The sequence below is a fragment of the Vibrio sp. QJM3NY_21 genome, from assembly GCF_057785975.1.
In genome coordinates this window covers 1,517,428-1,531,137 of sequence record NZ_CM173514.1, presented here as the reverse complement: position 1 = coordinate 1,531,137, position 13,710 = coordinate 1,517,428, and the positions used below count along the sequence as shown (strand labels likewise).

Here is a 13,710-nt window from a genome sequence, read left to right as displayed (position 1 = left end):
AGTAGGCCTCGTTCAAGCAAAACATTACGGCAATAACGCCACTAAAGGAAATTTGTGATGAAAAAGACAGTTATCGGTGCAATCGCACTACTAGGCGCTCTAACAGTGAATACAGCTTCAGCTAAAGAAACTATCTCTGTAGTTGGCTCTAACAGTGCTTCTCCACTGGTTGAAGTTTTTGCAGAAACCTACATGAATAAAGGCGAACCAGTGTTCATCGAAATTCAAGCACCAGGTTCTTCTGCAGGCATCAAAGCAGCAAAAAATGGAAGTGCTGACCTTGGTATCTCTTCTCGTGACCTAAAAGAAGAAGAGAAAACAGCTGACCTGAAAGAGCTCGTTATCGCTCGTGACGGTATCGCAGTTGTTGTTAACCCAAATAACGAAGTATCTGCTCTTACAGCTGAGCAAATCACTTCAATCTACAAAGGCGACATCACTAACTGGAAAGATGTTGGTGGTGCTGACAAGCCAATCGTAGCAATCACTCGTGATACTGCATCTGGTACACGTGGTGCATTCGAAGACATCATGAAGCTTAAGAAGAAGATTGGCGACAAGAAAGTATCGGCTATCTCTCAACGTGCACAAGTTGCAAACGGTAACGGCGCACTTAAAGTTTCTGTAGCAAGCAACCCATACGCTATCGGCTTCATCTCTCTTGGTACTGTAGATAACACAGTTCAAGCTCTAAGTATCGATGGCGCAGCAGCATCAGTTGAGAACGTAAAGAACGGTTCTTACAAAGTTGCTCGTCCTTTCCTAGTTCTTTACAAAGCCGGCGCTCCAACAGCTGAAACTCAACAATTCCTAGATTGGATGGTTGCAGATGAAGCTCAAGCTATCGCTGACAAGAAAGGCTACATCACAGTTAACTAATCTTAACTGACCAACACTTAATTATTGCTCAGCCTAACTTAGGCTGAGCCTTTTCTTTCAACTTTGTCTATTTCGAGCTCTTGTTGAGCCACAAAGTTTGAGATTTTATATATGACCATCGCAAATAGTGAAAAGCTTATGAATACTGAAGCGACTCAAATCAACAAGCCAAGTCTACGTGCTAAGAAGCGCATCGACTGGAGAGAAAGAATCTTCCACGGCTTGTTCTTATCGAGTGCTGTAATCGGCATCGTATCACTAGCCGTTATCGCTTACTTTATCGTTGCAGAGAGTATCCCTGCATTCCAAGAGGCCGGTGTTTCTGGCATCGTTCTGGGTGTGGATTGGTTACCGCCAGCTCTATTCGGTGTTGCAACCATGATTGTTGCATCGATTGTCTCGACGCTTGGCGCCGTAGTTGTTGGTGTACCCGTCGGTGTATTAACCGCTATTTTTATTGCTGAGATTGCTCCTAAGCGTCTTGCCGATATTATTCGACCAGCAGTAGAGCTTCTAGCGGGTATCCCGTCGGTAGTTTACGGCTTCTTCGGTCTAGTAATCATCGTTCCTATGATTCAGAACATCTTCCAAGTACCAGCGGGTAACACTATCTTCGCGGGTATCATTGTTCTGGGTATCATGATTCTTCCTACCGTTATTACGGTTTCTGAAACTTCGATCCGCGCTGTACCTCGTACGTACAAAGAAGGTTCACTTGCACTGGGTGCTTCGAAAATCTACACGATTTTTAAGTTACTCGTTCCTGCTGCACGTTCAGGCATTATGACGGGTGTGATTCTGGGTATCGGTCGTGCACTTGGCGAAACGATGGCAATCATCATGGTGATGGGTAATGCGCCAGCAATGCCAGAAGGTATTTTGGATTCGGCTCGTACGCTAACCGCAAACATTGCTATTGAAATGTCTTACGCAAGTGGTATTCACGCGAGTGCACTGTACGCAACCGGCGTTGTGCTTCTGGTATTCATCATGATGTTGAATGGTGCTCTGCTTTATCTTAATCGTGAAAAAACGAAGTAGGCGAGGATAAGTAATATGGATCGCGTAAAACTAAAACAAGCACGTCAAATGAAAGATAATGTCTTGAAAGGCTTTATCTGGGCGGCAGCAGCAGTCACCGTTGGTTTCTTATTCTGGATCATTTGGTACATCCTATCGAATGGCCTGCAATACGTAGACTGGAACTTCATCACCGACGACTACACTCGAACCGGTGAAGAACGTGGTATTTTCCCAATGATCATTGCCACGATCTACATGGTAATCGCATCGATTGCAGTGGCGGCGCCACTCGGCATTATGACGGCAATATACCTAACCGAATACGCAAAAGTGGGCAGTAAACTGGTTAAAGTGATTCGTTTCTGTACAGAATCTTTAGCGGGTATTCCATCGATTATCTTTGGTCTGTTCGGTATGACCTTCTTTGTTTCGATTCTTGGTCTTGGCTTCTCGATTCTGTCGGGTGCACTAACACTAAGTATCCTGATTCTTCCTGTAATCATTCGTACTACAGAAGAAGCATTGATGTCAGTACCACAAACTTATCGTGAAGGTTCATACGGCCTTGGCGCTTCAAAAATCTACACTATCTGGCGTTTGATCTTACCAAGCGCAATGCCAGGTATCTTAACTTCGGTCATTCTTAGTATTGGTCGTGTAATTGGCGAATCAGCACCTGTATTTTTAACAGCAGGTATGGTGGCACGTGTTCCTGAGTCGGTATTTGATTCTGGCCGTACACTAACGGTTCACCTATATAAGCTGACAACAGAGCTATTTACTATCGATGAGTGGAACCAAGCCTACGGCACGGCGACAGTCCTAATCGTATTGGTTCTCTTGATCAACATGGTTACAAAACTGATTGCGAGACGCTTCAACACGGCAACTTACTAAGCTAATTAGCTGGCTCAACAATAAAAAGAGCCTCCGTGATAAAGAAAGCATCAAGTTAGACACGAATTTAAGAATTTAGAGAAGACGAAAATGAACAAATTTGATATTGAGAACCTAGATCTGTTTTACGGTGAAAACCAAGCGCTTAAGTCTATTAACCTGCCAATTCCAACGCGTCAGGTAACGGCTCTGATTGGTCCATCTGGTTGTGGCAAATCGACGCTGCTACGTTGTTTAAACCGCATGAATGACCTAATTGAAGGCGTTACTATTAAAGGTAAGCTGGATATGGATGGCACAAACATCTACGGTAATATTGATGTGGCTGACCTACGTATTCGTGTCGGCATGGTATTCCAAAAGCCAAACCCATTCCCAATGAGTATCTACGAGAACGTCGCTTACGGCTTACGTGCTCAAGGTATCAAAGACAAGAAACACATTGATGAAGTAGTCGAAAGTTCACTACGTAGTGCGGCACTTTGGGACGAAGTGAAAGACCGTCTTAAAGCACACGCGTTTGGTTTGTCTGGTGGCCAACAACAGCGTCTATGTATCGCTCGTACCATTGCAATGGAACCGGATGTAATCCTGATGGATGAGCCTACATCGGCACTCGATCCAATCGCGACACACAAGATTGAAGAATTGATGGAAGATCTGAAGAAAGACTTCACGATCGTTATCGTAACGCACTCAATGCAGCAAGCGCGTCGTATCTCAGACCGCACGGCTTTCTTCCTAATGGGAGAGCTTGTAGAGCACAACGAAACGAGTGTTATCTTCAGCGAACCAAAAGATGATCGTACCAAAGGTTACGTAAACGGTGACTTTGGTTAATTAGATTAACTCAGTGCTGTTGTAGTTTTTTAAAGGACAGCACGCTAACTGAAACGCAGGTTAGATAATCAAATCGTTCGACAGAATTATCACTATAACTATAAGCGATGGAAGTTTTGCCCCACTCTAATGTGGGGCTTTTTTATGTCGTTAAAAAAGTCTTAATGTCGATGAAATTTTGGGCAGGAAATCCCATTTTTGTCGTCCTTCTCATGCTTGTGATAATGTAAAAAGTGAAATTGCGACCCGCTTAACATCTCATTTTTAGTTACATTGATTGCATATCAAGGCTTCGGTATTTTTGCTTCAATCTCATTAGCCAATGGACGGAAGCTGTGCCTGTTAAAGCCTTTGCAAAACAAATATCTGCTACTCGCGACCACCGTCTGTTGGCAGAATCTCTTTTTGGTTACCTTGTTGAGGTACTTGCCCCAAAAGGGATCGGAGTATTTGCCGAGCCAACACCAGAAGGCGATTCGTTACCCTTGTTTTCTTGCGGTGAGCTAACCTCCCTCGACAAGTATCCCTCAACATTTTGGCCTTGGGTTTCCCAGTTTGATACCGCAGATGGTGTGCTTCCAATGTCTATCAATACTTGTAAGTGGGAACACATGGAGGTGCTGGGTGGTGAGTCGTTCATCATGATGCTAGACAACGCGCCTGCCTGCAGAACTTATTTAATTGTTCAAAATTGCAATGCTCAGCAGATCAACCAAACGTTCGACCAAGATCTTGATGTCCTTCAACTAGCCGCAGCTCGCTGGCAGTGTATTCGTGCGGAAAAGAACGCGGCACTTGAGATCAAATACAGAGACACACGTGAAGCGCAGTACCTTGATGAAATTAAGCTGCGAGAGCTATTTGTTGAGAACATGAAACTAGTCCATCAGGTCGCGTTAGAGCTTTCTAATCCTGACTCTTTGGATGCTTTGTATAAGGCTTCTGTTGAGGCAGTGCGCGACCGTCTAGGCTTTGACCGTGCGATCTTCATGTTACTCGATATGAAAAAGCGCTGTTTTAGCGGCACTTATGGTACTGATGAGGCCGGTAAAACCAACAGCGAACATCATACCCAGTACGACTTGCATCAACTCGAAGCGGAATACATTGAAGCGTTGTCAGACAATCACACCAACTTGGTTATTATCGAACAGGCACCTCTCTACACCGAAGGAAAAGTAGTAGGGCAGGGCTGGAATGGAATGTTGATCTTACGTGAAGGTGATAAACCCGTGGGTTGGATTGCAATGGATAACTACATCCACCGTTCACCAATTACCAATTACCAAAAGCAGATGCTTGAATCCTTTGGTTCTCTGCTTTCTCAAATCTACATCCGCAAACGGCAAGAACAGAACATCCGTATGTTGCACTCAAGTATGGTGGAGCTGTCTCGTTGCGATAGCGTCAGTGAAGTGTGCAAATCGGCGGTAAGCTTTGCGATTCAGCATTTAGGCATTGATCGATTGGCGGTTTTCCTCACCGATAAAAATTGCAGTTACATGCAAGGCACGTGGGGCACGGACATAAAAGGCGACATTGTTGATGAATCCTATTACCGCTCTGAGCTGGTGGAGCGTGACATTGTAGCCGCAGCTCGCGCTTGCCCTAATCAAGTCGCCTTTGAAGAATCGGTGCCTATCTATCACGATTTCAATATTGTGGGAGTCGGTTGGACGGCAATGACGATGCTCACCACCAATACGGGTGAGCCGATTGCGTTTATAGCCGCGGACAATTTGTTAACTCGCAGCCCTTTAACGTCACAACTGCGTGAAGTGATACGTATCTTCGCTTCTAGTTTAGCTGAGGTGCTACAGAGAACCATGGCGCAAGAGGAACTCAAAAAGCTTAATGAGACGCTAGAGCAAGAGGTCAGCAAGCGCACTCAAGAGCTTGAACGAGCCAATGAGCAGTTGGATATCATCTCTAAATTAGACCCGCTGACACGTCTTGGAAATCGGCGTATGTTGTCGCAGGTGTTAGATGATCTAAATTGTGACGATCGAGGGGCGTTTGCCATACAAAATGAAGTCACATTCGGATTGATCCTCGTCGACCTTGATCATTTTGGTTTGTACAATACGGTTTATGGGCATACAGAAGGTGACGCTGCTCTGCGCACCATCGGCAAGATACTCAATGCCCATGTTCATAGCGATAAGGAAACCTTTTGCCGTATTGGTGGTGAGGAGTTTATGTTGTTGATGATAGGCACTCATCACTCTGAAACTAAACAGCGTGCAGAGTCGATCAGAAAATGCATTGAGGAGGCGAAGATCCTTCATTGTGAAAGCAGCACTAGCCAGTATTTAACCGCATCTGTCGGTTATGCTTCAATCACCTCTGATCAACGCCAATTCGATTTCGATCTACTGTATGGCAAGGCAGACAAAGCTTTGTATCAAGCCAAAGACTCAGGGCGAAATCGAATTGTCTCTGCTCTAAAGCGAAGAAAGGTCGCGACGCCACTGATTTAGTTTGGCGTTTGTTTTCCCTATCTCAAAAACGACTCAAGCCGTGATGATCACAATGTGATCATCACGGCTTCGTTCTTTTTTGTTTACTTAGATTTTCTGCTTAGTTAGCTTTCTGCTTACTTAGAACGCTGGTTAATTAAAGCCTTTCTAATGTGCTCTTGTGTGCTTTGTTCGAGATGCGTTTTGGCTTCTTAATCGCTTTGATTGCCTCAGAAGGATCCCATGACTGACTTGGTGAACCAGCTTCAGCATAGAGGCTCTGATTTAGCTTCGTTAGCTCGGCTTCGATTGTTTCTAACGTCTCACCACTCAAGTCTTTGTTTTCTGTTTTCCACTGTTCGAACAAAGTTCTCGTCTTCACACCATCTTTCGCTTTCAGAGCGGCAATAAGCGCTTCTGCCGTATCGGATTGACGTTCATCTTTTTGCTTTGGTTTTACTGCTGTACCGCGGCGTGACCAGAAGTAAAAAGTAACCGCAGAGCTAATTACCCATAAAGCAGCAAATAGCGCGGTTAGGTAAGGCCACATTCCAGGGTTTTCAACGGTAACAATCGTCGGGCTAGCTTGTTGAGTTGGTGTCTCCATAACAGGAGCTGGCGAGCTTGAGCTAGCGCGTTCACTTGCCTGAACCGACAACTCAAGACCAAGAGCTTTACTGGTTTCTTGTGATTGTGAGCCTGTGTTAAACCAAGCTTGAGAAACATCAGGCAGAGAGATGCTTCCTGATTCCTTAGGGATTAGTACCTGCTTATAGACAACGACAGCATCACCGGATTGGGTGGTGCCAAATTGTGGTTTTTCTTCATAAACACGCACCGATTTAGGGTAGGTGATGTTCAGTTTTGGTAACTGATGTTGAGTCAAGTTACTGGCTGTCATGGTGATGGTTCGAGTTAACGAATCACCCGCTTCCATTTCAACGCTTTGTTTCTTATCGTTGCTCAAATCGGTGTTATTGGTCAGCTCATTACCTTGGCTGTCTGACCATTGTTGTATCAGCTTAAAGTTCGATGTTGGTAACCACTCACCTTGGTAGCCTTTTGGCAGCTCTTTGACGGTTACATCTAAGGTTTCAACAGGCGTGTCGAGCTGGAAAAGGCGCGTTGTGCTTGAGTTGTTGGTTGAGTAAACAACGGCACCGGTTAACTTTGGTCCTTGAAGCTGAAATTGTCCTGCTTGCTGTGACGATATATGGAAAGATTGCTGAACAACCGTGACTTCTTGTCCGTTGATAACATCTTGAAATTGCTTAGACTCTCCAATCGGTTCCACGTCTAATTGCGCTGAACTTGGTGGCGCAATTTTAGGATCTTGCAGTCTTCTAGGATCAGCCTTAATGATGAGTTTTACATCAAGCTCCGCGACCTCTTGAGGGTATAGCGAGTCTTTACTCAGATTAAGTTGAAACTCGGCCATATCACTCTGCTTTGGAGCGGCTTTATTAACCGTAACGTGGATGGTGATCGGCTTAGTTTTAGCGCCTTCAATATCAAAGCTAGGAATCTCTAATCGGCCTAATCGAAGTGGGGCAAGGGTAATATTCCATTCGCTAGACACAGTGCGGCGACCATTGACGATTCGCATCGATGACCCAAAGCTTGGGGTGCCGACGTAGAAATTCTTCTGAAGGGAGGTTAGATCTAAAGCACCGGACGATACTTTTTCATCGGTAGCCACTCTAAGTCGGAAGACTTCATCTTTGGTCACTCTGTTTTGCGAAACACTCGCCACAGCGGTCGCTGCGAATACAGAGTGTGTCGAGAAAACACCGATTAGCAGTGTCAGTAGCATTGATAAAAATGGCTTGTTTAAAAATCGCATGGTTACCACTTTTTGTTTTGGTTGTTAGGAGCACTTTTTTGTCGTGCTTGTAAAATCATTTGCGCTTTAAGCAGTTGGCTCGGATCACGCGCGCTTTCTACTTGCTCAAGTTTTCGCATATCAGGATCGTTCGACATAGGTCGACCTGATACTTGTGCCGCAGCTTGTTGAGCGTTGTTATCAGTGTCTTCCTTAGCAGCCTCTTGTGCTTGGGCTGCCTGAGATACTGAGTCACCCTTGTCCTGTGGCTGTTTATCTGCTTGATCCGCTTTGTTTTGTTGCACAGCTTGCTTGTCGTTTTCTTCATCCGCCTTGGAATCAGGGCGGCTATCAGCTTGGCTTTGGTCAGTATTCTGAGCTTGGTTTTCACTTTGATCTTGGTTATTGCTTTGATCTTGGCTGTCGCTTTGACTTTGCGACTTCCCATTGTCAGCTGAGCTTTGTTGTTGATCCTGCGAGCTTTGCGAAGAATCATTTTGCTGACCTTGCTGACCTTGCTGACCTTGCTGACCTTGCTGACCTTGCTGGTCTTGTTCATTTTGGTCTTTGGACTCAGAATCGTCTTGCTGTTGCTGTTGCTGTTGCTGTTGCTGTTGCTGTTGCTGTTGCTGTTGCTGTTGCTGTTGCTTCTGAGCCTGTTCGACAATCTCTAGATTCTTCTTCGCATAAGCATGTTCAGGGTTGCTTTCTAGAATACGTTGATACTCTTCAATCGCCTGGTCGTACTTGCCTTGCTTTGCTTGTGCATTGGCGAGGTTATAGCGAGCATCTTCGCCAGAAAGACCTTGCAGCGTCTGTTCGGCCGCTTCGAAATCACCGGCTTTGTATTGCGCAATGCCTTTCCATTCTTGCTGCTCGAACTTCTCTGCAGCTTGTTGAAAGTCCTCATCTTGATACAACTGATAACCTACTTGGTCATCGGTTTTCCAAGGATTTGCAAACGCAGGATTTGGTTGGCTGAACGAGACAAGTACAGCTAGGCCACACCAAATGACCCCTTTTCGAAATAGCCCAAGTGCAGGAAGTAACAAAAACGGCAATAACCAGAAACCGTTGTTCACTCTGGTGTTGAGCGAGTTATTGGTTTTAGTCACTTCTGATGTCGTAGCGACTCGGTCGAGGTAACTTGCGATGTGTTCAATATCTGAGTTATTAAATTGCACCTCAGTGAACGTGCCACCATAGCTGCGTGTAAGCTCGCGCATGTTCTCTAAGTTGGTTTTTGCCACCACTGTTTGACCTGAATCGGTTTGCAGCATCGACCCGCTTGGTAGAGAGATCGGTGCACCACTTTCCGTACCTAAAGCCAAGACTGATAACGTCCAATTACTACCAGAGAGTAGCGAGTCGATATCTTTCTTCTCTTGATCATCGATATCATCGCCAATAAGTACCAGATCGCCTTTATAGATATGAGCTCGAGTCATCATCTTAATCGCGAGTTTGACTGCTGATGCAGCATCCCCGCCTTGAAAGGGCATGATATCCGGAGAGAGATTAGGGACTAGGTTCTTAATGGTATTGATGTCTGACGTTAAAGGACTAATGGTGTAAGCATCGCCTGCGTAGGCCACCATGCCAGTCAATCCTTCTTGCCATAATGAGAGTAGATCCAAAGCCTTGTATCGCGCTTGTGTTAAACGGTTCGGTTTAATATCGGTGGCATACATCGACATCGACATATCCATGATCACAACTCGTGCCTGTGTTTTTTCAAAGCTTGGTTGTTCGTTTTTTTCAAAGCTTGGACCAGCCAATGCGATGACGCCCACTAACCACCAAATACCGAAATAAGTGCTGCGGTTTTTCGATGGCTTGCTTGATTTTGGAGCCAAGTATCGAGCTATGTGGGACGCCAATAACCCTTGCTTGGATTGTCTCTTGCTAAGCCACCAAATCGCGGGCAGCACGGCAAGAGCCAAGAACCAATATGGGTAGATAAAAGTAAAGTTAGACATTGTTTCTCCTAATGGCTAACAGCATAAATGCGAAGAACATTGCCGCAGACAGTGGCCATACGAACCACTCTTGTTGCGGTCGCCATATCTTAGTGGCGTTCGTCACGGGCTCTAACTGATTGATGGTGTCGTAAATCGTTGCCAGTTCTTTGCTGTCTCGCGCTCGGAAGTATTGACCGCCAGTGCGTTTGGCGATTTCAATTAACGTACGTTCATCTAGATCTTGAGCGGTATTGACCTTACGAGTCATGAAGAACTCTTTGACCATCATTTCACCCGCACCGACACCTACGGTGTAAATCGTCGCGTCGTACTTCTTAGCAATATCCGCGGCTTCTAGTGGATCTAATACGCCCGCAGTATTACTGCCGTCACTGAGTAGAATCATTACACGCTGAGGAGCGTCGCTGTCGACAAAGGTTTTGGTGGCAAGGCCGATACCATCACCGATCGCAGTTTGAGTACCAATCAGCTTTAGCACTGCTTGATTGAGTTGTTGTGAAAGCGTGTCTCTATCTAACGTCAGTGGCGTCTGCAAGTAGGCGTGATCAGCAAATAGCACCAATCCGACTCGGTCGCCTTTTCGTCGATCAATAAAGTCACTCAATACATGTTTCACCGCAGATAAGCGATCGATGTATTCGCCATTGAATTGCATGTCTTCTTGGCTCATCGAGTAGGAGAGGTCGACAACCAACATCAAATCACGGTGTTTCGGCTGAAACTCAACCGGTTCACCGTACCAAACTGGGCGTGCCATGGCCGTTACCAATAAAAGCCAGATGATGACCGATAACGCCTTGGGTAAGCGACTGCTCGGAGTTTTGGTATTGCTGTCCTCGGGCAAAAACGGAAGCCTTAGGGCATTGTTCGATTCCGCCTTAGGAGAGAACAAGTAAACGAGAACCGGCAGTGGCGTGAGGAAAAACATCCACCACCAAACGAATTCAATATTTAGTAAGCTCGTGTTTAAAAGATTAGTCATAACGACCTCGCTTTGGAGGAAGGGCTTTGCGAATCCAAGTTTCGCAATCATCAACTAATTGCTGCTGAGCCTTTTTCTGTTCGTCGTTCATTAAAGCTGCATCTTGGTAGAGCGCTTGTTGCCATTGCGATTGCTTTGCGGCGAACAACGGCTTTGCTAATTGTGCATCCAAGAACGCCAACCAATCATCACCAGACAAGCCTGCCACTTTTTCGCGTGGGAAATAGCTTAGTGCTGCTTGACGAACGATGTCTTGAGCTGTGCTCGGAGACAAGGTGTTTGAAGACTGACTATTACGCAAGCAAGCAAGTGCTTCGTTCTTCGCGCTTTGGTTCTTTTGTCTGCGTTTTACAATGAAAAACACTAAGGCGATCAGAACGATGCCCGTGATACTTACCGCCCACCAGCCCCACGCTAAAGGCCACCAAGTCGGTGCATCTGGTGCAATGACTGGGCTTAAATCTAAGGACTGATTCATGACTGAGATCCTGATATCTGGCTCATTAATGACTGCGCACTAGACAGAGAGCTATAAGGTATCGCGAGAGATAAACCAAGTTTCTGCAACTGCTGCTTCTTTAATGAAAACGCTTGGTTAAGCTTTTCCTTTTCTTTATTGGAAGAGAAGTTGAACCACTGAGTTTTGTCACCATCGGTCACCTGTTTAGATCCTTTGTAGGTAGTTTCACCTTGCTCCAAAGGGTCGTAAAAATGAACTAGACGTACTCTGTTGTGCCTGCGAATCTGGCTGATAAGTGAGTAGTCACTTTCTCGGTAACGAACGAAGTCACTAAGGATAATAATGTCACTGCCTTTTGGGCAAAGCTGATGAAGAGACTTCAATCCATGCTCTAAGGTTGTGTCGCTGTGATTGTCTTGATTGGTCAGCGCAGCGTTATTGATTTCTATGACTTTTTGTAAAATACGCAGCGGAGCGTGGTTGCTAGCACTGGGTTTAATCTCAATGATCTCTTGGCCAGTATCTATCACTGCGCCAATACGGTCTTTTTGAGCGACGGTCAACCAACAAAGTTGGCTGGCAAAGTGCGCGAGTTGAACCGATTTAAGCAACAAGGTTGAGCCGAAAATCATACTGCTCGACAGATCTAAGAACAAAATCACAGGTTGCTCTCTTTCTTCAGAGAACAACTTGGTATGCGCTTTACCAGTTCTCGCCGTGACGCGCCAATCAATGCTGCGGATATCGTCGCCCGCCTGATATTGGCGAACTTCAGAGAAATTCATCCCGCGACCTTTGCGGTTGCTCTCGTGTTGACCGTTTAGTTGCGACCACAGGCTCTTGGCTGGAGGCAACCAGCGAACAGACTGCGCTTTGTATTGCAGCAGTTCATCCAGATTTAACGTGACGCCGTCACTATGGTTGGGTAATTGATTATTCATGCGCGTATCCCTATGCGCTACCAACCAACGAGATAAGGTGTGCGATCACTTGGTTTGCAGTGACCCCTTCAGCTTGTGCGTGGTAGCTGCGAAGCAGGCGGTGGCGCAATACAGGGAATGCCATCGCTTGAACATCTTGTGGAGTAACATAGTCGCGGCCAGCAAGCCAAGCGTGAGCGCGGGCACAACGGTCTAATGCGATGGTTGCACGCGGGCTGACACCCATGTCTAACCATTGATCAAGTTGTTCGCTGTATTGTTTAGGTTGGCGAGTCGCCATTACCAATCTGATGATGTATTGCTCAATGGTGTCTGCCATGTGAATGTTGAGTACTTCTTGGCGGGCTTCAAAGATCGTTTGCTGAGATATCTCTTGTGGCTGAACAGATTCGTTGCCTTGAGCTTCGCCTCGGTTCAGGCGCAAGATCTCTAGCTCACTTTCCATGTCTGGATAAGCCACTTCTAAATGCAGCAAGAAACGGTCTAATTGAGCTTCCGGCAGCGGGTAAGTACCTTCTTGCTCAATCGGGTTTTGCGTTGCCATCACCAAAAACAGATCAGGCAGAGCATAGGTTTTTCGACCTGCGGTCACCTGCTTCTCAGCCATAGCTTCTAACATCGCGGCTTGAACTTTTGCCGGAGCACGGTTGATCTCATCCGCTAGAATAAGTGAGTTAAAAATCGGGCCAGATTGGAAGGTGAACTCTCCCGTTTCTGGACGGAAAATATCGGTACCAGTCAGGTCGGCAGGCAATAGGTCAGGGGTAAATTGAATACGATGAAAATCTCCCTCGACACAGTCAGCCAGTGATTTTACCGCGCGGGTTTTTGCCAACCCTGGAGGCCCTTCAACAAGGATATGACCATCTGCCAGTAAGGCGATCATCAGTTGTTTTACGAGCTCTTGCTGACCAATGATTTGAGACTCTAGGTAGTTTTGAAGGATTTCGAAGTTATTTTTATGCATTTTTGGACTCTCTGGGGGCCATTTGATTCTTATTTTGAGTATTGGTCACTGATTACCAGGAAAAAGTTCCAGTACATTTGCGGAATTTATTTTTTCAAAATTGGAAAGATTTACAAGTGTTTAGCTAGAAAAATCACTGAACAGTGAATTTTTACCATATCAATCGCTTTTTATACAATAAAGCTCAAAGGTGTGATGCTGCCTGACTCAGATAAAAATTAAAGGGTTTGATAATAAGGGTGAATATCAATAAGGGGGGCGTATTTAGCTAATTAATCTCAACCTCACAAGAAATGATTGAATCGTTACATCACATTTGCAGTTTTTTGAGAGAAAAGTCTCTAGTTTTATTGGTTTTGGCCGATACATCACTCAGATTGTGCATTGCTTGTTGGAGTGCACTAGAAAAGTCCTGTTCAGGGTATACCAATAACGAGCGATTCTTTTAAAGGTCCAAA

General features: G+C 45.5%; 11 protein-coding genes. 5 read left to right on the top strand and 6 right to left on the bottom strand.

Going from position 1 to position 13,710, the window contains the following annotated elements:
* Nucleotides 1–57: 57 nt before the first annotated feature.
* The 5 genes from AC3CID_RS22250 to AC3CID_RS22230 all read left to right on the top strand — a co-directional run bounded on the left by AC3CID_RS22250 (nucleotide 58) and on the right by AC3CID_RS22230 (nucleotide 6,119).
* On the top strand, nucleotides 58–879 hold the full coding sequence (locus AC3CID_RS22250; RefSeq protein WP_428782992.1) for a phosphate ABC transporter substrate-binding protein: 822 nt from the start codon (nucleotides 58–60) through the stop codon (nucleotides 877–879).
* A gap of 111 nt (nucleotides 880–990) precedes the next feature.
* On the top strand, nucleotides 991–1,920 hold the full coding sequence (gene pstC / locus AC3CID_RS22245) for a phosphate ABC transporter permease subunit PstC (protein ID WP_004732040.1): 930 nt from the start codon (nucleotides 991–993) through the stop codon (nucleotides 1,918–1,920).
* Nucleotides 1,921–1,935: 15 nt separating this feature from the next.
* Nucleotides 1,936–2,799 (top strand): phosphate ABC transporter permease PstA, encoded by an 864-nt coding sequence (gene pstA, locus AC3CID_RS22240; RefSeq protein ID WP_004732038.1) that lies wholly within the window; start codon nucleotides 1,936–1,938, stop codon nucleotides 2,797–2,799.
* A gap of 90 nt (nucleotides 2,800–2,889) precedes the next feature.
* Nucleotides 2,890–3,639 (top strand): phosphate ABC transporter ATP-binding protein PstB, encoded by a 750-nt coding sequence (gene pstB, locus AC3CID_RS22235; RefSeq protein WP_065111481.1) that lies wholly within the window; start codon nucleotides 2,890–2,892, stop codon nucleotides 3,637–3,639.
* 335 nt (nucleotides 3,640–3,974) lie between these two features.
* Entirely contained in the window at nucleotides 3,975–6,119 is a 2,145-nt protein-coding gene (locus tag AC3CID_RS22230) for a sensor domain-containing diguanylate cyclase (protein ID WP_146457829.1), read from the top strand.
* A 136-nt stretch (nucleotides 6,120–6,255) separates the two neighbouring features.
* Here the strand turns inward: AC3CID_RS22230 and AC3CID_RS22225 are convergent, their stop codons facing one another.
* The 6 genes from AC3CID_RS22225 to AC3CID_RS22200 are packed head-to-tail and all read right to left on the bottom strand — an operon-like array spanning nucleotide 6,256 to nucleotide 13,252.
* Nucleotides 6,256–7,941, bottom strand: a complete 1,686-nt coding sequence (locus tag AC3CID_RS22225) for a BatD family protein (RefSeq protein ID WP_488527487.1) — start codon at nucleotides 7,939–7,941, stop codon at nucleotides 6,256–6,258.
* A gap of 2 nt (nucleotides 7,942–7,943) precedes the next feature.
* Nucleotides 7,944–9,899, bottom strand: a complete 1,956-nt coding sequence (locus AC3CID_RS22220) for a VWA domain-containing protein (RefSeq protein ID WP_488527486.1) — start codon at nucleotides 9,897–9,899, stop codon at nucleotides 7,944–7,946.
* Nucleotides 9,892–10,884, bottom strand: coding sequence for a VWA domain-containing protein (locus AC3CID_RS22215; protein ID WP_372243430.1), 993 nt, complete (start codon nucleotides 10,882–10,884; stop codon nucleotides 9,892–9,894). Before AC3CID_RS22215 ends, AC3CID_RS22220 begins: the two co-directional genes overlap by 8 nt.
* A complete protein-coding gene (locus tag AC3CID_RS22210; protein WP_372243431.1) occupies nucleotides 10,877–11,362 on the bottom strand; it encodes a DUF4381 family protein in 486 nt (161 codons plus the stop codon). Before AC3CID_RS22210 ends, AC3CID_RS22215 begins: the two co-directional genes overlap by 8 nt.
* Nucleotides 11,359–12,285, bottom strand: a complete 927-nt coding sequence (locus AC3CID_RS22205) for a DUF58 domain-containing protein (protein WP_171315392.1) — start codon at nucleotides 12,283–12,285, stop codon at nucleotides 11,359–11,361. Before AC3CID_RS22205 ends, AC3CID_RS22210 begins: the two co-directional genes overlap by 4 nt.
* Nucleotides 12,286–12,295: 10 nt before the next feature.
* Nucleotides 12,296–13,252, bottom strand: coding sequence for an AAA family ATPase (locus tag AC3CID_RS22200; protein ID WP_017079788.1), 957 nt, complete (start codon nucleotides 13,250–13,252; stop codon nucleotides 12,296–12,298).
* Between the last annotated feature and the right edge of the window lie 458 nt (nucleotides 13,253–13,710).

Excerpts from the sequence above, each read along its gene's own strand:
- AC3CID_RS22250 (WP_428782992.1), top strand. The coding sequence starts at position 58 with ATGAAAAAGACAGTTATCGGTGCAATCGCACTACTAGGCGCTCTAACA.
- pstC (WP_004732040.1), top strand. The coding sequence starts at position 991 with ATGACCATCGCAAATAGTGAAAAGCTTATGAATACTGAAGCGACTCAA.
- pstA (WP_004732038.1), top strand. The coding sequence starts at position 1,936 with ATGGATCGCGTAAAACTAAAACAAGCACGTCAAATGAAAGATAATGTC.
- pstB (WP_065111481.1), top strand. The coding sequence starts at position 2,890 with ATGAACAAATTTGATATTGAGAACCTAGATCTGTTTTACGGTGAAAAC.
- AC3CID_RS22225 (WP_488527487.1), bottom strand. The coding sequence starts at position 7,941 with ATGCGATTTTTAAACAAGCCATTTTTATCAATGCTACTGACACTGCTA.
- AC3CID_RS22220 (WP_488527486.1), bottom strand. The coding sequence starts at position 9,899 with ATGTCTAACTTTACTTTTATCTACCCATATTGGTTCTTGGCTCTTGCC.
- AC3CID_RS22215 (WP_372243430.1), bottom strand. The coding sequence starts at position 10,884 with ATGACTAATCTTTTAAACACGAGCTTACTAAATATTGAATTCGTTTGG.
- AC3CID_RS22210 (WP_372243431.1), bottom strand. The coding sequence starts at position 11,362 with ATGAATCAGTCCTTAGATTTAAGCCCAGTCATTGCACCAGATGCACCG.
- AC3CID_RS22205 (WP_171315392.1), bottom strand. The coding sequence starts at position 12,285 with ATGAATAATCAATTACCCAACCATAGTGACGGCGTCACGTTAAATCTG.
- AC3CID_RS22200 (WP_017079788.1), bottom strand. The coding sequence starts at position 13,252 with ATGCATAAAAATAACTTCGAAATCCTTCAAAACTACCTAGAGTCTCAA.